Source organism: Schaalia sp. lx-100, from assembly GCF_021083625.1.
Taxonomy (GTDB): Bacteria; Actinomycetota; Actinomycetes; order Actinomycetales; family Actinomycetaceae; genus Pauljensenia.
The window spans coordinates 89,508-106,460 of sequence record NZ_JAJNRP010000007.1 but is presented as its reverse complement, the minus strand read 5'-3'; the positions used below and the strand labels follow the sequence as shown (position 1 = coordinate 106,460).

The following is a 16,953-nucleotide window of genomic DNA, read 5'->3' as shown; positions in this document are numbered from 1 at the left end:
TCCTTCTTTCAGTGCGACTATTTACCGATGCTAGGTAAGTATTCATGTGTATTTTTGTTGCGATAGATCAGGGTTTTGCTGGTATGCGCTCCTGTGTGCGGAGCGCGTCAGGATTGATAGGCTTCACGTCTTTGTGGAAATTTTCTGAACGTTTTCAGGTGGCCTTTGCTTGCATAGTGCGTGCATGTGTGAGGATTGTGTCGCCGGTCCTCTTATGATTCACATTTTGCAATTAGGTTGTTTGATCGTTGAGTGCTGCGCATAACCGCGTGAGAGCCTCACGAAGTTCGTTGCGTGGTAAAGCGACATTGACTCTGAAATAACGTTCATATGCGGCTCCAAAATCTGAACCTGGGGTGATGGCCACACCGCTGCGTTGGCAGGCGTGCAGCAGTGCTTTTTCATCTGAAATATATGCTGAGGCCTCGACCCATATGAGGTATGTACCTTCAGGGTCATTTACCTGCGCATCCGGCAGGTGTTTACGCAGCAGATGCAGTGCTTCACGAATATTTTCGTCAATATAGCTTTGTAGTGAATTCACCCAGGATTCCCCTTGGGTCCACGCGGCAATAGTTGCAGGTATTGCGAAATAATTTGGATTATGGAGGCCCATTTGACGTTTAGCGGATTCCAGGTCTTGACCCAGATTTCCACGAACCATGATTGCCGCAGATTCTAAACCTGCGATTGTGAAAGTTTTTCCAGGTGAAGCGCATTGAATAATTGAGCCTTGCTTCCATAAATCTGGCGCAGCATAAGCGAAAGGAATGTACGTGTTTTTCTGCGGTCGCACAAAATCTGCGTGTACGTCATCACTGAGGACAAGAACATGATGTCGTCGCGCATACTCAGCCACCACACTCAGTTCATTGTGCGTCCATACTCGCCCTGTCGGATTATGCGGATTGCACCATAAGAGCAGATCTGCCCCGTCCATTGCTCGTGCGAAAGCCTCATGATCGAATGTTGTTACACCGTTTTTGCATACAAAAGGTACTTCACGTATGTGGGATCCTGATAACTTGACGACCTCACATATGGGTCCGTAGGCGGGTGTCAGTGTGACAACAACAGGGCATCGTTCTAAGCGTGCGGGCAAAATAAAATTCACAAGTGCTGATACGCACTGAACAATACGTGCAAAGAAATGCACATCAGCGCTTTCCACATCCCAGCCGTAACGGATACGTTGCCACCGTGCGGCTGCATGACGATAGTCGTCAAAAACTTCCGTGTACCCATAGTTGTCAAGCTGTGCGGCGTGGTGTACTGCCTTTGCCACACAAGGTGCTGTCCGAAATTCCATATCTGCAACAGAAAGTGATACCGCTTTGTTCCCTAGAGGGGCTGCAAGCAAATCCCATTTAGCGCTATGTGAACCCCAGCGATCAAGGTGCTCATCGTTGAACCCTTGTTCTATAGTCTTTTCCATTGATATCCCTAACAGATTTTTGTAATCCTCACCACATCTTAACTATTTATTTTTATATGTCAAAAAATTATGGAGCTTATTGTGCCCCATTTTGTGCGGACTCTAAAGAAAACGAAAACACGCACAACCTACGCACAGGCGCGTGTACAACACTTACCTGTCACACACGCGCCCACACAACAATCAGACATTGAGTATTGACCAACGCCCCTACACCATTACGCAGGTAGCATTGCGCACATACGCGCACCGCACCTAAGCACGGCGAGCCAAAACCTCAGCCGCCTGCTTTGCAGCGCCTAAAGCCACATACTCACCCGGGGACGGAAATTCCACAGCAGCATCCAAGAACTCAGCAGCAAGCGCACGCACAGCGGCCGATTTAGCCCCACCGCCCACAATAAGCACGCGATCAAGTGATACACCCAGTGCGCGCATAGCATCCAAGGCATAACGCATCAGATTCAACAAACCTTCAACGCTTGCTCGGGCTACATGCGCACGGTCACTATTCGCTAATGTCATACCGCGTAATTGCGCTGTTGCATGAGGAAGATTCGGCGTGCGTTCACCCTCAAAATAGGGGATAAGTTCCAGTCCACCTGCATCCGGAACAGATAAAGCAGCTTCATCAAATTCCTGATAGCTCAAACCGGTCACTGACATCATTGCGTCAATAATGCGTGAAGCATTCAATGTGCATGCCAGCGGTAGCCAATTCCCCGAAGCATCAGAAAACCCTGTCACCAAGCCTGAAGCGTCCTGTACGGAATGGTCTGAAACTGCAGCAACCACACCGGATGTCCCCAAAGACAGTAAAGCGGAACCTGGTTCAAGGCCCACGCCCAAAGCAGCCCCCGCATTATCGCCTGCACCCGGACCGATAATAATGTCACCCCAACCACGTGATTGATCGCCGCGACCTGCTTCATCCCACGGCCCTAAGATTCGCGGCAAGACGATACGTTCTGCAGCAGCTTCATCAATACGCAAAGCATCTGCCAAAATATCGCGTCGATACTGGCCCACTGGCTCACCAGCAGCACCACAGCGGCTCATATAGCCTGTTCCTGATGCATCAGAACGATCTGTCACCAGTGCTTCTAATGATGGCGACCCCATGATCTTCCACGTTAGCCAGTCATGCGGCAGGCACACGGCTGCTATCCGCGCAGCATTATCTGGCTCATTATCAGCCAGCCACCGAAGTTTCGTCACTGTCAGTGAAGCTACAGGAACTGAGCCGGTGGCATCCGCCCACCACGCAGCCCCAGCTTCACGGTCACCATTACCTCGTTCGCAGATCAGATTCTCTGCCGCTGCAGCTGATCGCGTGTCATTCCACAGCAAAGCGGGACGAATCACTTCACCCTGAGCATCCAGACACACCATGCCATGCTGTTGTCCACCGACAGATAACGCAGCGACATCATCTAATCCACCGGCGTTAGAGACGGCTTCAAGGAAAGCATTCCACCACATATCAGGATGAATTTCCGTGCCGTCAGGATGTGAAGCTCGCCCTTGACGCACGATCTGCGAAGTGTGCGGATCCCAAATAAGGACTTTGCATGATTGTGTGGATGTATCAACACCTGCAACATAGGGGCGCGGGTTCATATTTCCTCCCTCAAAAATGTGTGAATATAAGCGGCGCATGTGGATACGTGATATGCGTGTGGGTGCCAGCTTGCAGCATATGCCACTGACACCCACACCTGAGAAATTATCAGACCTTAGATGAGGCAAGTATTAGCCAATAAGGTGGCGCATTGCGTGGTGATACAGCTCAACGAAGTGGTACTCGCGTGCACCTGCGGCAACAGCATCGAAGTCTTCGTAGGCACTGCGATCGTTAAGGAATGCGTCCAGAGTCTCTCCCTCACTAAGGGTTGGCTGTATCAGCTGGTCGATGGATGCAGCTTTCATGAGTTCTTGCGTATGCGGGTCTGCGCGGAAGACGCGGGCCTTTTCTGCCAGCATGATCCACATTTCCATATTTGCGCGAGCCGATTCCCACACGCCTTCCATACCTTCGGTACGGCTGGGCTTGTAGTCAAAGTGAATGGGTCCTTCATAGCGGGGGCCGCCACCGGGGAATCCATTGACCAGCAGGTCCACTGTGAAGAACGCGCTTGAAAGGTCCCCGTGTCCAAAGGCTTTATCTTGGTCATATTTGAGGCCGGACTGTCCATTTAAGTCAATGTGGAAAAGTTTTCCGCATTGCAGTGCCTGCGCAAGGGCATGCGTGTAGTTCAGGTTTGCCATTTGTTCGTGGCCAACTTCAGGGTTAAGACCGACAACTTCGCGGTTATCCAACTCAGCGATCAGAGCGAGAGCATGGCCGACAGTCGGCAAGAAAATGTCACCACGTGGTTCGTTGGGTTTGGGTTCCAAACCGATTCGCAGGTCGTAGCCTTGTGATTTGATGTACGCGGCAACCGTGTCTAAGCCTTCTTTGTAGCGTTCCATTGCGGCGTACAGGTCTTTTGATGAATCGTATTCAGCACCTTCACGACCGCCCCACATGACGAATGTTTTTGCGCCGAGTTCTGCGGCAAGATCCACATTGCGTAGGACTTTACGTAGGCCAAAGCGACGAATTGAACGGTCATTATTTGTCAGGCCACCATCTTTAAAGACAGGATGAGTGAAAGTATTTGTGGTGACCATTTCGATGACGAGTCCATGCGCGTCAGCTGCGTCTTTTACTTTCATGACGCGGTCATGGCGTTCCGTATCGCTTGCATCGAAGTCAAAAACGTCATTGTCGTGGAAAGTAATACCCCACGCGCCGAGTTCTGCCAGTTTTTCAGCGTATTCCCAAGGTTCTAAGGCTGGGCGAGTATTCGTTCCGAAAGGATCGACAGCCTGCCAGCCTACGGTCCACAGACCAAAGGAGAATTTATCTTCAGGGGTCGGGGTTCGAGTCATTATTTCCTCCGCTTAAGTGTCAACTATTTGTGCTACAAAGCACCGTCATCATTGACGAGGCGCATATTGGTGACTTTCTAGGAAAGTCGGCTTGAAAACGCCCCAAAGTATTTTTTTGTGTATCTAAACTTATAGGGTGCATACGGTAGAGTCAAGCTATGACATATTCGATTCCACCTGCGGGCATACCTTCTGTTGCTCAACCTCTTTTTCACGAGTATGCATTTCACCCAACGAATACAGTCACAAATATTCCCACAAGCACACGGTCACGCACAGGAGCGCAGGCACGCACAATGCGTGCATTGAATTTAACTTTGGTTCTCAACCATATCCTGACAGATTCTGGTCAAGCTACGCGATCATCCATTGCTCAACTCACAGGAATTACCGCCTCCACCGTTTCTCGTCTTGTTGACGAAATGGTGGCTTGTGGCCTCATTGATGAAGTACCTCCACCAGCGGATAACAGTCGTGGCCGACCAGCTATGCGCTTACGTCCTGCCAAGGGTAAAGCGGTGGCCCTTGGCTTGGAAATTAACGTGTCAGGCATTGACGCTCGACTCATTGACCTAGCCGGATATGTCATAGCCGAAGAAACTCGCATAGGTGACTACGCGCAATCAGACCCTCAAACCACAATGAATGAGCTTGCTGAAATCGCTCATCATATTGTTCATACTCATGTCACATCCTCTATGTTCTTTGTAGGCTCAGGCTTGGCGTTACCTGGACTTATATCGCATGATTCCCTCACATATGCACCAAACCTTGGGTGGCAAGATATTCCGTTCAGTGAATTACTGAGTCCGATCGCTGACCTACATCCACGAGTCATCGGAAATGAAGCAGATCTGGCTGCTTTTGCCATATCGTTTCCAACCCCGGGGGTGGCCACTGGGCCTTCTTCATTTATTTATATTTCAGGTGAAGTAGGTGTGGGAGGAGGCGTCGTTGTCGAACATCGCAGCATGTCAGGAGCACATGGTTGGTCCGGAGAGATCGGTCATGTGTGCGTTGACCCAATGGGAGCATTGTGCTCATGTGGCGCTCACGGGTGTTTAGAAACTTTCTTAGGTTTACGCGCATTATCGGCGAGCGCTGGACTTGAAAGTAATGCAAGTGTCGCTGATGTCATAGCAGCCGCACATAATGGTTCGCTTCGTGCAAATTCTGCTTTACGTGATGCGGGTACTGCATTGGGGCGCGCACTGGCTGCGACAATTAACGTTGTCGATATTCCTTTGGTGCTCTTGGGTGGAAATATCGGTGAGCTTGCGGACGAGATCACTGAACCAGCTCTTACTGAAATGCGAACGCGTATTTTGCAGTCCAGTTGGTGTGAGCCGACAGTCCATAGTGTCCCTGATTCTACGTGGCTTGCTGTCACCGGTGCTGCCCACATGGTTTTGCAGCACCTTGTGAATAATCCTTTGGAGTGGACAGACCCGTTGCCACAGGACTAGCTCGCCTGAGCCGCAGCACAAAAGCGCTGCATGTAGGGAAGGCTTGAATTAGGCCTATCATTCATTGGCGCGCAGAAATTCTTAGCATGATTTGAGTGGCTGCTGTCAATATGGTGGATCCACAGGTTCTGCTCATAACGGGCGTGTCGGTGCTGTTTTTACTTTTTCTTCAGATGCCTGACTAGGCTCCTACAATGGTGATCTATTCCTGCATACTAGGAAAATTTGTGATTTTACGTTCATCACGTGGACATTCTGCTGTCCTTATTGGAGGCGTTGAAAAACGCTTTTGTGGAGCTTTTGGCCATTGTCGAGTCTGTGTGTCTTGTGTGAATTAATCGTTCAGCTTGACGAAAGGGTATCTTTTTTCGTATCGTTGCCTAGCACGCGCGAGTGGCGGAATAGGCAGACGCGCACGGTTCAGGTCCGTGTTCCAGTGATGGAGTGGGGGTTCAACTCCCCCCTCGCGCACCATAGATTCCTGTGGATACATCATGTGTCCACAGGTTTTTACTTTCGTACTCCACACTCTAGGCTTATGCGCTTATATGCCATGCCGCCACATCTGAAGATCCACCACACTGCCATGAGCCTTCCAAGAGCCACTTTATCTGGCTATTTATCTGGCTATAGGACAATTTATGTGGGTGCTCATCTTTGACTAAAGGTAGGGTAGCGGAAGTGTATCAAGGAACCCCACCTGAAAGAGACTACGAACTGCAGTCTTTCAGGTGGGGTCACTGTTGTGCACAGGAAAGTGGCGGTGTTACACGCAGCCGCTCACATTTAGTGTCCAGGCCAGCTGCGAATAGTGTTCAATACTTTCACACTACGACGATCCCAGATTCGTCCAGCCCACAGTAGGCCCAAGTGGGCAAAAAGGCATGTCCAGATGATTCCTGTGAGTACAACCATCCATGAGGGAAGGACACCAGTGTTTGACAAAATGTAAACCACAAGCACAGGTAATGAGGCGATAACTGAACCACAGAGTGTCGCCGTTTGGGTCAGCATTGTTGTCATGAAACTACCCGTACCACGAGCGGACATCGGTGAGGTCCCTGGCGGTTGCACGGGGTAAACCCATGCGGAACCGATTATTAACGTCACTACGGCAGCATCAATCAGCAGTGCCATCAGGAAAATCAGCAACACAAGTGTTTCCATGATTCCCAGTCCCTTGAAAAAGGCAAGAGCAAGGGTACACACCACTAAAATCCCACTATTGAGAGGAAGCGAACCAAATAATCGACCGCGCCGTTCGTGTTTTCCTTTGATAGCTGAGGACACAGGAATCCAAAAAGCTGTGGAATCGTACTGGGTACTTGCCCCAATGGTTGCTCCGATTAGGACAGGTGCCATGTAGATAAAGAAGGTCCCGCGTGCGCTTGACATTCCTGGCAGTCGAGTCCACATGATACCCATGAAGAAGAATAGGGGAACCGTTATCACAGTAACGAGCAAGCGCGCATCACGTATCCAGTAACGAGCTGTACGTGCAGCCATAGAAGCGGTCGGCGCACTTAAACCACATATTTGCCACAGCTCTACTCGTGGCAGCGCATTTGGAACTTTTGCCGATGAGGTCGCCCTACCCGCAATCGGGTGTGCGAACTTTTTCTGCGCATGATGGGGGTCTATTTCTCTGCGACCTGCCGCGATTGCTTCCTGTGCTTTCTGGGAAACAGGACGCGCAAGGCCACTCATTGCACCGAAAATAACATGACTCCATCCCCAGAAACCACACGCATAGGTCACGAGAGCAATGAGGAGGCGCAGGCAGGCGAATAGGATATTTCCTTGCGCAAGCGAAGCTGGCACCCCCCAGATGGCACCGAAAGGTGTCCATCCCATGATTTCAGCACTCTGGATAAAGAAATCAGGATTGAAGTCTTGGACAATCCAGTTAATCCATACGCCCAGGGGAGTGAATACAAGCAAGAATATGATGGTGGCAATAGCTGTGCTCATGTCACGGCGTGTTGATGTTGCTTGTAAACGGACTCCTACCCATGTGGTAATTGCGCTGGCCCATGTGAAAGCGGTAAGTAAAGCCAAGGGCAGGAGGAGGAGTGCTGCGATGGCGGACACCCATTGACCTGCAACTGCCCACCCGATTGCGGGCATGAAGAAAGCGAGGGTGGAAAAAATTCCTGGTACACCGATACCTGTGGCAACGGATAGTCCGAAGGCGAATTTACGTGAGGGACCCAGGTAAGGTGCAAATTTTTGTGGGTCAAGAGTGTTGTCCATGCCAGAAAACATTGCTGGGACCAGCCACCACCCTAGGATAAAGATTCCACCGGCAAAGGTAAGTATTGGCATAATGATGTGTTCGTGGCCTGCAAGGATACCGAAAACTACACCCGCTCCTATCATGCTGAGAATACTCAAAGCGTAAAGGAGTCCAAGAATCGTCATCACCAAAACCCATGTTTGACGGGAAATGGTGTTCCACATAATTTTTGCTTTTAGGCGGATTAGTTGGCGAACCACGACAGCCCCTCATTGTTGCGACGGCCACCGACAAGTTCAGTGAAGCGGTCTTCAAGGGTGGAACCTGCGGCAACTTCATCAGTTGTGCCAGCAGCAATGACTTGACCGTGGTTGATAACGGCAACGTGTGAGCACAGGGATTGGACTGTATCCATTACGTGGCTGGAAAGGATGACGGTACCACCGCCGGAGACAAAACCGTTCAAGATTGTTTTGATATTTGCTGCAGAGACAGGATCAACTGCTTCAAATGGTTCATCTAGGACGATAACTGAGGGGCCATGAATTAGCGCTGTTCCGAGTGCGATTTTCTTTGTCATGCCGGCGGAGTAGTCACCCACGAGTTTCGTTGCTGCCTCTGTGAGATCGAGGGCTTCAAGAAGTTCATTTGTGCGGTTACGCGCAGTTATTCGATCAAGTCCGCGCAGCATAGCAACATGTGTCAGAAGGTCAGCTCCTGAGAGTTTATCGAGGAGGCGCATCCCGTCAGGCATAACGCCAAGTAAGCGACGGGCTTGGATTGGGTCGTTCCACACATCAACACCGTGGACATGTGCGGTGCCTTGATCTGGGTGTAGCAGGCCTGTTGCCATGGTGAGTGTTGTTGTTTTTCCCGCTCCGTTTGGTCCTACGAATCCGTAGAATGCACCGGATGGTATATCAAGAGAAAGGTCAGATACAGCAACAAGATTGCCATATACTTTCACCAAATTTCTTAGGGCAAGTGCAATTCCTTGTGGACTATTCATGTATTTTCTCCATCCGGTAGTGCCATCTGGCAATGAAGTGATACCTAACTTAGGGTAACAGCTATACGTAGCTGCTTATTTTTTAATTTCAAATAGACGGCATTCGATCACAAAAAAAAACGCCTTTTATACTATAGCATTTATTTGTGATTTTTTACATGCCTGACGTCATTTACTTACAGTAGAATTCTCACCAAATATTTTCATTAACACCATTTATATATAGATCAATTTATATATAGGTCAATATTTCTCTTTGAAAATCTCAATCATTAATTGATACCTATGTCATTTTTCCTGTTTATTAATCCAATTACCTGAATTTTTTAACTCAAAGCGATATTGTTAAAGAGTAGTCCCTCATTTTCACAGTTAGACGGAGATTCCGCTCATACATGCGCAAATTGGGCCGGCTATCCCTCGTTCCACTCGGACGTGGGTCACTCCTCTATTTTTAGAGGGATTTACTGATTGGATTGTCTTCAATGGCTCGCGGTACCGTGAAATGGTTTAACGACGATAAAGGCTTTGGTTTCATCACCCCCGATGATGGCTCTGCTGATGTATTTGTCCACTATTCCAGCATTTCACAAGAAGCAGGGCGCAGAACCCTGCACGAAGAAGAAAAAGTGGAGTTTACTACCATCAATGGCCCGAAAGGGTTACAGGCAGAAAACGTTACTCGAATCGGCTGAAACTTTCACCGAATGAAAAATTCTGGAAATTCATACATGCATATTTCCTGAAACACACATGTAAAGACTCGTACATTCACTCCATATGTACGAGTCTTTCACATGAGCGCACATAATCACTCTGCAATCAGCCAAAATAAAACACCTATTTCACCTATAAATACACAGAAAAATCATCGACTCGATATCCAAACACCTGTCCACATTGTGTTTATGTCCTCAATATATTGATCCTGAGAAGCCACAGGTGTTTTCACTCACAAGACTATGGTTTTTACACTCACACTTGTTAAACTATTCCTTGCTTGTTCTGGCTGTTCCAGTTACTTTTACTTTTAACTGTTCAGCTATCAACAGCATCTCATTGACACGCTGCCGTGCGGGGCGCGGTCAGTGCCTCGCGGCATTGACTACAGAAAGGGCCCTCCATGAGCCACATTGTTGATTCTCACCTCCAACCCGCTCCTTGGCAAGCAACTGCTGATGTAATCGCCATCGTTATCGCTACCCTCGTGCTGGTATTTTCCGCAGCCGTCGCAGCATTTGCCTCAGAATCTTTGGGCGCGTTAGTTATCTGCTCACTCGTCCTTGTCGCGCTGATTGGTATTACACCTCGCCTATACTCATACGCTCATCGCTCAGAAATCTAAAATGCTTTTTCGGGGTGCGCAAAGAAGCGTGCCCCCTGTTGGAAAACAAGCGCAGGTAAGGTTCCTGCGCTTTTCGTGTTTTATACGCTACGCTGCCGTGGTGACCCATTGCCCTGATACTTCCAACTTCTCTGTGCCTTCTTCAGATGCTTCTGTCCAAAGAACGCTGTACACACGCTCTCTTTTCCTTGCTTTTTCCTGCTACATACTCTGGGGATTTTTCCCTTTATTTTTCAGACTTCTACACCCTGCCCAGCCCTTAGAAGTCATTGTTCACCGCGCAGTATGGGGTTTATTTTTCTGCCTAGTGGCACTCACCCTCATGCGTCATCTTCATCATTTACGCGAAGCTCTACGTGATCGCGGCACCGTATTGCGTTTAGCTGCCGCCGGGTTCCTCATTGTTATCAACTGGACGGTCTATGTTTACGCTGTGATGAGCGGTCACACAATTGATGCTGCACTCGGCTATTTCATCAATCCTTTAATGACCGTTGCCCTCGGCCTGTGCGTTCTGCATGAACGTATCACGCGCTTGCAAATGATCTCCCTATCGTTAGGGATTATCGCAGTCGTAATTCTCATCGTTGGCTTAGGACACTTACCTTGGATTGCCTTGGCCTTACCATTGAGCTTTTCCTTGTATTCACTGGTGAAAAAAGACGTCGCACATAAGGTGGGGCCGGTTGAAGGAATGGCTATTGAAACAGCTATCGTGTCGCCATTCCTTTTAATCTACCTTGCTTACTTAGCATGGAATCACTCCACCTCTTTTCACGTAATTACCGCAGGAAACAGCGATGTAGCATGGGGACTTCATCTGGCATTACTTATCAGTGCTGGAGCCATCACAATGATTCCGCTCATCATGTACGCCACAGCAAGTCAGGGTCTGCCGCTGGGCACCATCGGTTTTATTCAATACGTATCACCAGTTATGCAATTAGTCCTTGGAGTTTTTCTTTTCCATGAGGAAATGGAACCCATGCGCTGGGTCGCTACCGGCTTCATCTGGCTGGCGTTAATATTCCTCACCTTGGATTTAGCGATAGCAACTCGGCGAGCACGTAAACTCATCTGTAAACAACCCACTGCAACACCCTAAGAAACACAAGTTTCCTATCAGTGCGCAGGTTCTTCACGGCCTGTAAAGTTCGCAAACCGTGCCATATGCCCTTGGAATAAGGCGCGGATTGTCCCTGTTTCGCCATTACGGTGCTTAGCAACGATAATGTCAGCTTCCCCTCGCCTATCATCCTTGTTGTAATACTCAGGCCTGTGGAGCAGAAGGATAATATCCGCATCCTGTTCCAGTGATCCCGATTCGCGCAAATCAGACATCATAGGTTTTTTGTCAGTACGAGCTTCAGGACCACGGTTGAGCTGTGCAACAGCCACCACAGGCGCATTAATTTCTTTCGACAAAAGCTTGAGATTACGTGAAAGCGCAGATACCTCTTGTTGACGCGACTCTACGTGACGTCCTGATGTCATGAGCTGAAGGTAGTCCACCACAACAAGACCTAAATTATGCTGCTGACTTAAACGGAAACACTTTGAACGTATCTCTGTAATTGTCATATTCGCTGAATCATCAACAAAAAGCGGTGCTTCAGCGATCTTTGCTGTCGTGTCAGAAACTTTGCGCCAATCCGTTTCAGTCATTTTTCCCGACAGCATTTTATGGAGGTGAACACCGGATTCGGCAGAAAGCATACGCATTGCGATTTCATTTTGGCTCATTTCAAGCGAAAAAATCACACTGGTAATGCCGTGTTTAATTGATGCTGAACGACAAAAATCTAAAGCTAAAGTGGATTTACCCATTGCAGGTCGAGCCGCCACAATAACCATTTGCCCGCCCTGCAAACCTTGAGTCAAATTATCTAGGTCAGTAAATCCTGTAGGTACGCCACGCAGCTTACCCCTGTCTAATTCGATACGTTCAAGTTCGGTTAGCACATTGTCTGATAAAACAGACATAGGCACGTAGTCAGTTACTGAACGTCTTTCTGCAACAGCGTAGATTTCTGCCTGAGCACGATCAACAATTTCATCCACGTCACCCCCTGCATCGGCGTACCCTAACTGGACGACACGTGTTCCCGCTGACACAAGGCGACGTAAAATGGCGCGTTCGCTCACTATACGCGCGTAATATCCCGCATTTGCCGCGGTAGGTACTGAAGCGATGAGGGTATGAAGGTAGGCTGCGCCTCCCACACGTGTGAGTTCACCTCGGCGTTGAAGTTCACCTGAAACAGTGATGGCATCTGCAGGTTCGCCACGACTATTCAGGTCAATAATCGTATTGTGGATAAGCTCATGTGCCGGCTCGTAATAGTCGGCTCCCGTAATTTCTTCAGCAACCTCGTTGATCGCCTCACGCGATAACATCATTGAGCCAAGAACAGATATCTCTGCATCTGTGTCATGTGGGGGAACCCGATCAAAAGTATCGCTACTCATGGTTTCTTTCCGTTGCTCAAGTGTTCTCTTTTATTAGTGCTGATTTATTGGTGCTGACATATATGAATAACACCTGCACTCCATCTTCATAGCACATCACAGTTGTGGATAAACCTGTGAATGAATGTGGACAGAGTGTGGATACATCGGCGTGTCACCCACATTCTTTCACGCCTTCCTCGTGCAGATATCTCTGAAAGGGTCGCTATAACGTGGATTTTCATTATTCAATGTCCACAAAGATATGCACAACCTGTGGATTGTCTTGGGGATAAATATTTTGCATATGATCTGCACCACTTAACAAACCTTCAAGCACCACTTGAAGGTTGCTTTCATCTGTTCTCTCACAGCACTTCACAACACTCAACAATTTCACTACCCAAGAAAGCGCCTCACCCACATGAAATACTCATACTCATGCCACGATCAACAGCCCTGACCTCACGTGTCCTCACACTTGCTTTACCTGCATTGGCATCACTTATCGCGGAACCTCTTTTTACCCTCATTGACTCATCAATGATCGGGCACCTCGGAACTAATGAACTTGCAGGCCAAGCCGTCGCCTCACAAATCCTCATGACGGCAATCACACTTTTCATTTTCCTGTCCTACTCCACAACATCACTATCTGCCCGAGCACTCGGCAGCGGCGACGAACGCAAAGCGATACGTTCAGGTATTGACGCAATCTGGCTGGCATGCGGACTTGGAATCATAACCACCGCATTATTGATCGTTTTAGGCCCAACTCTGACAGGACTTTTTCACACAACCCCTGAAGTAGCACCACATGCACTGAGCTACCTATACTCCGCCGCTCCAGGCACAATCGGAATGTTCATTACTATGGCCGCCGTAGGCACATTTCGCGGTGTGCAAGACACCCGCACGCCTATGGTTATCACACTGATAGGAACACTACTCAACATCCTCTTAAATGCGCTGTTCATATACGGTTTTGAATGGGGAGTCGCAGGCTCAGGAGCAGGAACAAGCCTTGCTCAAACAGCAATGGGCGCAGTAATGGCAGGATTAGTGCTAAGGCACGCTCACACTCTCAACATTCCTCTTTCTGCCTCACGTTCAGGTTTATGGGGAGCAGTCCTTGAAGGAGGGCCCCTGATGGTTCGCGGCATGAGTTTACGGCTCGTCGGCTTACTTTTACTGTGGCCAGCAACAACACTGGGGACAAAGGCAGTGGCTTCATACCAGATCATTCTTTCCATATGGATATTCGCTTGTTTCTTGCTGGATGCTCTTGCCATCGCAGCGCAAGCAATGGTTGGCATATCTGTTGGATCAAAAAACCAATCCCAGCTACGCGAACTCCTGCATACACTCAACCTGTGGGGTTTATGGACAGGTGTCCTCATTGGAATCACTATTGCCATTACCTCACCGTGGCTGCCTTATCTTTTCACCAGTGACACAGCAATGTATTCCATCACTACATGGGGACTTATTGCTTCCGCTCTGGGAATGCCCATCGGCGGCGTTGTTTTCCTCCTCGACGGGGTCCTTATCGGTGCCGGAGAGGGACGTTTTATGGCGACGGCTTCTGTACTGCAGTTACTCATCACATTACCTGCACTTGCTGTAGTTAACTACCTATGCACACAAGGGATAAGCCCCGAAAAAGGTGTGGCAGCTCTATGGATGGTCTACTGCGTTTTTTACATGGGCTCACGACTGTTCTGCAACGTGTGGCGCACATGGTATTCACCCCAACACGCCCTCATAACACGCCCATCAAGGAGCCATAGGAGTCATAAGAACGCCCTCCATTTTCCGCTATTTACTCCATTGAGCAAATCCCGCATTATCTCCACATCCGGCGCTGACACACATAAATAATTCACTTACAAAACCACACTGAATACCTTCTGCGCACCCTCATACATACCGCTGAAAACACAAGGAAAATCACCTCTTATCCTTTGGCAAATAAGGCAAAATCACGCTAAGATGGTGGATTGGTTGTTCGTATCGGACCACTTCCTGTAGTTCGCATACGCAACCAGGTCATTGAGCACAATGCCAATGACACGCATGACCCTCCTGTCACGGAAAGTCCGTGACCGTATAGACCACAGGAGGTGGGTATTCACATGCGTAACTATGAACTGATGGTGATCGTTGATCCTACGGTTGACGAAAACACCGTCGCTCCGATGATGGATAAGTACCTGCAGCAGGTAACCGCCGCAGAAGGTTCCGTCGACAACGTTGATATTTGGGGCAAACGTCGTCTTGCCTACGACATCAACAAGCGTTCAGAGGGCATTTACGTTGTCGTCACCATGACAACAACCCCCGCTGTTGCTCAGGAAATCACCCGCCAGATGAGCATTAATGAAACCATCTTGCGGACCAAACTCCTGCGTCCCGACGCTCACTGAGCATCGCATCTCGCGTCCCTTTCTTTTCCATAACATCTAACTCACACCGAGGAGCCGACATATGGCCGGAGAAACCGTCATCACGATCATCGGCAACTTGACCAATGATCCTGAATTACGATTCACACAATCAGGAGCAGCGGTCGCCGACTTCACGGTGGCATCTACACCGCGATCTTTTGACCGTAACGCGAATGAATGGCGCGACGGCGACACCCTTTTCATGCGCTGCTCATGCTGGCGTGAAATGGCTGACAATGTTGCTGAATCCTTGCGTAAAGGAATGCGCGTCATCGTGACAGGTCGCCTCACACAACGCTCATATGAGACACGTGAAGGTGAACGTCGCACAGTTGTCGAACTTCAAGTTGATGAAGTTGGCCCATCACTTCGCCGCGCACAAGCAAAAGTTACTCGCACTGCCCCAGCAGGGGGACAAGGCGGATACAGCCAAGGTGGACCTGGCTACGGCCAAAGTGGACCTGCTCCTGCAAATGGTATGAACGGTTATGGTGCAGCCGGTGGTTATGGACAAGGTGGATATGGCGCACCTGCAGGTGGGTCGTCTGAAGATCCGTGGAACTCTGCGCACGGCGGAGCACCCACATCTTTCGATGATGCGCCTCCGTTCTAATCGCAGCCTACTCATCATCAATAGTCGCAGCGAAACGAACACATCTCATTAGAACGCTTGGGGTGAGTGGAACTCACCCAGACCCATGAGGAGAACATCATGGCGAAGCCTCAACTTCGCAATAAGCCCATTAAAAAGAAGGCCAACCCCTTAAAGTCGGCCCGAATTGCATCCATTGATTACAAGGACACCGCACTGCTACGCAAGTTCATTTCTGACCGTGGCAAGATCCGCGCTCGTCGCGTAACCGGTGTTTCCGTCCAAGAGCAGCGTCGCATTGCACGTGCTATTAAGAACGCACGCGAAATGGCTCTGCTTCCCTACTCGTCCTCCGGTCGCTGATCGGGACTGGGAAGGAAGGAAAAACATGGCTATCAAGCTCATCCTCACCCACGATGTTGACAAACTCGGATCTGCCGGCGATGTCGTTGAGGTAAAAGACGGTTACGCACGTAACTACCTTGTTCCTCGCGGCCTTGCTACACGCTGGTCCAAGGGCGCACAGAAGCAGATCGACCAAATGGCTGCTGCTCGTCGCAGGCGCGAAATTGCTTCCGTTGATGACGCGCGTGCAGTTCGTGATGTCCTGCAGGCTGGTTTCGTTACAGTTTCCGGCAAGGTTGGTTCTCAGAACCGTCTTTTCGGTAGCGTTTCGACCGCCCAGATCGCGCAGGCTGTCAAGTCTGACCTTGGCCACACTGTCGATCATCGTCGCATCGTTGTTGCACGCCCAATTAAGGAAGTAGGCGAACACACCGTGGTCGTCAACCTCCACTCTGAGGTTTCTGCAAAGCTGAAAGTACGTGTTATTGCCGCTGCTCGCTGAGTAACTGTTAACACGCACATACACGTATGGGGGAAGTCCATGTGGACTTCCCCCATACGTGTACCTCACAACCCCATAAAGCTGGATTACAAGCTAAAGACTCGTACTTTCCCTAGCCAAACACACAGTAATTCATTCAGAGTGTTTGCCTTCCCATATCGACAAAGCATTCGTTCCTTTACTCTCATCAACTA

16 protein-coding genes and 1 tRNA gene are annotated in these 16,953 nt (G+C 49.3%); 10 read left to right on the top strand and 7 right to left on the bottom strand.

Translation table 11 applies throughout. The features are described 5' to 3' along the window. Positions 1–232: 232 nt before the first annotated feature. The 3 genes from LRP54_RS06350 to xylA form a co-directional block, all read right to left on the bottom strand. Positions 233–1,435 carry a MalY/PatB family protein gene (locus LRP54_RS06350; RefSeq protein WP_231235410.1) on the bottom strand — a complete coding sequence of 401 codons (1,203 nt, stop codon included), beginning with the start codon at positions 1,433–1,435 and terminating at the stop codon, positions 233–235. 255 nt (positions 1,436–1,690) lie between these two features. Continuing rightward, positions 1,691–3,055 (bottom strand): xylulokinase, encoded by a 1,365-nt coding sequence (locus tag LRP54_RS06345; RefSeq protein ID WP_231235409.1) that lies wholly within the window; start codon positions 3,053–3,055, stop codon positions 1,691–1,693. 132 nt (positions 3,056–3,187) lie between these two features. Next, positions 3,188–4,369 (bottom strand): xylose isomerase, encoded by a 1,182-nt coding sequence (gene xylA, locus LRP54_RS06340; protein WP_231235408.1) that lies wholly within the window; start codon positions 4,367–4,369, stop codon positions 3,188–3,190. A 158-nt stretch (positions 4,370–4,527) separates the two neighbouring features. Here xylA and LRP54_RS06335 point away from each other — a divergent pair, with 158 nt between their 5' ends. Together LRP54_RS06335 and LRP54_RS06330 are read left to right on the top strand one after the other, a co-directional pair. Beyond that, complete coding sequence (locus LRP54_RS06335) at positions 4,528–5,835, top strand: ROK family transcriptional regulator (protein WP_231205719.1); 1,308 nt, start codon at positions 4,528–4,530, stop codon at positions 5,833–5,835. Positions 5,836–6,222: 387 nt separating this feature from the next. Then, positions 6,223–6,309 (top strand) — tRNA-Leu (locus tag LRP54_RS06330). 312 nt (positions 6,310–6,621) lie between these two features. Here LRP54_RS06330 and LRP54_RS06325 read toward each other — a convergent pair. Both LRP54_RS06325 and LRP54_RS06320 read right to left on the bottom strand, forming a co-directional pair. Continuing rightward, positions 6,622–8,331 (bottom strand): hypothetical protein, encoded by a 1,710-nt coding sequence (locus LRP54_RS06325; protein WP_231235407.1) that lies wholly within the window; start codon positions 8,329–8,331, stop codon positions 6,622–6,624. Then, positions 8,316–9,080 (bottom strand): ABC transporter ATP-binding protein, encoded by a 765-nt coding sequence (locus tag LRP54_RS06320; RefSeq protein WP_231205721.1) that lies wholly within the window; start codon positions 9,078–9,080, stop codon positions 8,316–8,318. Before LRP54_RS06320 ends, LRP54_RS06325 begins: the two co-directional genes overlap by 16 nt. Positions 9,081–9,565: 485 nt before the next feature. On the opposite strand from LRP54_RS06320, the gene LRP54_RS06315 reads away from it, so the two are divergent. From LRP54_RS06315 to rarD, 3 genes are all read left to right on the top strand, one after another. Continuing rightward, positions 9,566–9,775: a cold-shock protein gene (locus LRP54_RS06315; protein ID WP_231205722.1), complete on the top strand. Its 210-nt coding sequence runs from the start codon at positions 9,566–9,568 to the stop codon at positions 9,773–9,775. A 428-nt stretch (positions 9,776–10,203) separates the two neighbouring features. Continuing rightward, positions 10,204–10,425, top strand: a complete 222-nt coding sequence (locus LRP54_RS06310; protein ID WP_231205723.1) for a hypothetical protein — start codon at positions 10,204–10,206, stop codon at positions 10,423–10,425. Between the two features lie 97 nt (positions 10,426–10,522). Further along, positions 10,523–11,530, top strand: coding sequence for an EamA family transporter RarD (gene rarD, locus LRP54_RS06305; RefSeq protein ID WP_442984627.1), 1,008 nt, complete (start codon positions 10,523–10,525; stop codon positions 11,528–11,530). A 17-nt stretch (positions 11,531–11,547) separates the two neighbouring features. On the opposite strand, the gene dnaB is transcribed toward rarD, so the two are convergent. Both dnaB and LRP54_RS06295 read right to left on the bottom strand, forming a co-directional pair. Beyond that, entirely contained in the window at positions 11,548–12,894 is a 1,347-nt protein-coding gene (gene dnaB / locus LRP54_RS06300) for a replicative DNA helicase (RefSeq protein ID WP_231235406.1), read from the bottom strand. Positions 12,895–13,117: 223 nt separating this feature from the next. Beyond that, complete coding sequence (locus LRP54_RS06295; RefSeq protein WP_231235405.1) at positions 13,118–13,297, bottom strand: hypothetical protein; 180 nt, start codon at positions 13,295–13,297, stop codon at positions 13,118–13,120. A 17-nt stretch (positions 13,298–13,314) separates the two neighbouring features. On the opposite strand from LRP54_RS06295, the gene LRP54_RS06290 reads away from it, so the two are divergent. The 5 genes from LRP54_RS06290 (at position 13,315) to rplI (ending at position 16,759) form a co-directional block, all read left to right on the top strand. Next, positions 13,315–14,754 (top strand): MATE family efflux transporter, encoded by a 1,440-nt coding sequence (locus LRP54_RS06290; protein ID WP_231235404.1) that lies wholly within the window; start codon positions 13,315–13,317, stop codon positions 14,752–14,754. 254 nt (positions 14,755–15,008) lie between these two features. After that, positions 15,009–15,299 carry a 30S ribosomal protein S6 gene (rpsF, locus tag LRP54_RS06285; protein WP_231205727.1) on the top strand — a complete coding sequence of 97 codons (291 nt, stop codon included), beginning with the start codon at positions 15,009–15,011 and terminating at the stop codon, positions 15,297–15,299. A gap of 61 nt (positions 15,300–15,360) precedes the next feature. After that, the gene (locus LRP54_RS06280) at positions 15,361–15,933 is read left to right on the top strand and encodes a single-stranded DNA-binding protein (protein ID WP_231205728.1); all 573 of its coding nucleotides are present in this window, start codon (positions 15,361–15,363) and stop codon (positions 15,931–15,933) included. Between the two features lie 99 nt (positions 15,934–16,032). Continuing rightward, positions 16,033–16,275 (top strand): 30S ribosomal protein S18, encoded by a 243-nt coding sequence (gene rpsR, locus LRP54_RS06275; RefSeq protein ID WP_231205729.1) that lies wholly within the window; start codon positions 16,033–16,035, stop codon positions 16,273–16,275. Positions 16,276–16,300: 25 nt separating this feature from the next. Further along, positions 16,301–16,759, top strand: a complete 459-nt coding sequence (gene rplI, locus LRP54_RS06270; protein WP_231205730.1) for a 50S ribosomal protein L9 — start codon at positions 16,301–16,303, stop codon at positions 16,757–16,759. Positions 16,760–16,953 lie beyond the last annotated feature (194 nt).

Coding starts and splice junctions, on each gene's coding strand:
- LRP54_RS06350 (WP_231235410.1), bottom strand. CDS start 1,435: ATGGAAAAGACTATAGAACAAGGGTTCAACGATGAGCACCTTGATCGC.
- LRP54_RS06345 (WP_231235409.1), bottom strand. CDS start 3,055: ATGAACCCGCGCCCCTATGTTGCAGGTGTTGATACATCCACACAATCA.
- xylA (WP_231235408.1), bottom strand. CDS start 4,369: ATGACTCGAACCCCGACCCCTGAAGATAAATTCTCCTTTGGTCTGTGG.
- LRP54_RS06335 (WP_231205719.1), top strand. CDS start 4,528: ATGACATATTCGATTCCACCTGCGGGCATACCTTCTGTTGCTCAACCT.
- LRP54_RS06320 (WP_231205721.1), bottom strand. CDS start 9,080: ATGAATAGTCCACAAGGAATTGCACTTGCCCTAAGAAATTTGGTGAAA.
- LRP54_RS06315 (WP_231205722.1), top strand. CDS start 9,566: ATGGCTCGCGGTACCGTGAAATGGTTTAACGACGATAAAGGCTTTGGT.
- LRP54_RS06310 (WP_231205723.1), top strand. CDS start 10,204: ATGAGCCACATTGTTGATTCTCACCTCCAACCCGCTCCTTGGCAAGCA.
- dnaB (WP_231235406.1), bottom strand. CDS start 12,894: ATGAGTAGCGATACTTTTGATCGGGTTCCCCCACATGACACAGATGCA.
- LRP54_RS06290 (WP_231235404.1), top strand. CDS start 13,315: ATGCCACGATCAACAGCCCTGACCTCACGTGTCCTCACACTTGCTTTA.
- rpsF (WP_231205727.1), top strand. CDS start 15,009: ATGCGTAACTATGAACTGATGGTGATCGTTGATCCTACGGTTGACGAA.
- LRP54_RS06280 (WP_231205728.1), top strand. CDS start 15,361: ATGGCCGGAGAAACCGTCATCACGATCATCGGCAACTTGACCAATGAT.
- rpsR (WP_231205729.1), top strand. CDS start 16,033: ATGGCGAAGCCTCAACTTCGCAATAAGCCCATTAAAAAGAAGGCCAAC.
- rplI (WP_231205730.1), top strand. CDS start 16,301: ATGGCTATCAAGCTCATCCTCACCCACGATGTTGACAAACTCGGATCT.